The 798-nt window shown below is 50.4% G+C and carries 2 tRNA genes and 2 rRNA genes; all 4 read right to left on the reverse strand.

Features of this window, described 5'->3' with window-relative positions:
* Positions 1-321, reverse strand: a 23S ribosomal RNA gene (locus ACZYRN_RS19205); the annotation flags it as partial.
* Positions 322-407: 86 nt separating this feature from the next.
* A tRNA-Ala gene (locus ACZYRN_RS19210) sits at positions 408-483 on the reverse strand.
* A 23-nt stretch (positions 484-506) separates the two neighbouring features.
* Positions 507-583 (reverse strand) — tRNA-Ile (locus ACZYRN_RS19215).
* Between the two features lie 95 nt (positions 584-678).
* Positions 679-798, reverse strand: a 16S ribosomal RNA gene (locus tag ACZYRN_RS19220); the annotation flags it as partial.

Here is a 798-nt window from a genome sequence, read left to right on the forward strand (position 1 = left end):
ACTCCGTATAGAGTGTCCTACAACCCCAGAAAGCAAGCTTTCTGGTTTGGGCTATGTCCCGTTTCGCTCGCCGCTACTCAGGGAATCGCGTTTGCTTTCTCTTCCTCCGGGTACTTAGATGTTTCAGTTCCCCGGGTATGCCTCCTCCTGCCCTATGTATTCAGGCAAGGGTACCATCCCATTACGGATGGTGGGTTTCCCCATTCGGAAATCTCCGGATCAAAGCTTACTTACAGCTCCCCGGAGCATATCGGTGTTAGTCCCGTCCTTCGTCGGCTCCTAGTGCCAAGGCATCCACCGTGCGCCCTTTCTAACTTAACCTAAAAGGCATTCATGTGTGTTACTTGGTTTTCTACTTATTCATACGATTGCTTCTATCCAGTTTTCAAAGAACAATAATACAATAATGGTGGAGCCTAGCGGGATCGAACCGCTGACCTCCTGCGTGCAAAGCAGGCGCTCTCCCAGCTGAGCTAAGGCCCCGACAGAAAAAAGAAGAGTAAGGATGGTGGGCCTGAGTGGACTCGAACCACCGACCTCACGCTTATCAGGCGTGCGCTCTAACCAGCTGAGCTACAGGCCCTTACTCGACAAGTATATGAAGATTATTTAATTGAACCTTCAAAACTGAACAAAATCAAAGTCAAAACGTCTCGTTTTTCGGTAAAAATTCCTTAGAAAGGAGGTGATCCAGCCGCACCTTCCGATACGGCTACCTTGTTACGACTTCACCCCAATCATCTGCCCCACCTTCGGCGGCTGGCTCCCGTAAGGGTTACCCCACCGACTTCGGGTGTT

This window comes from Domibacillus sp. F004 (assembly GCF_057814295.1).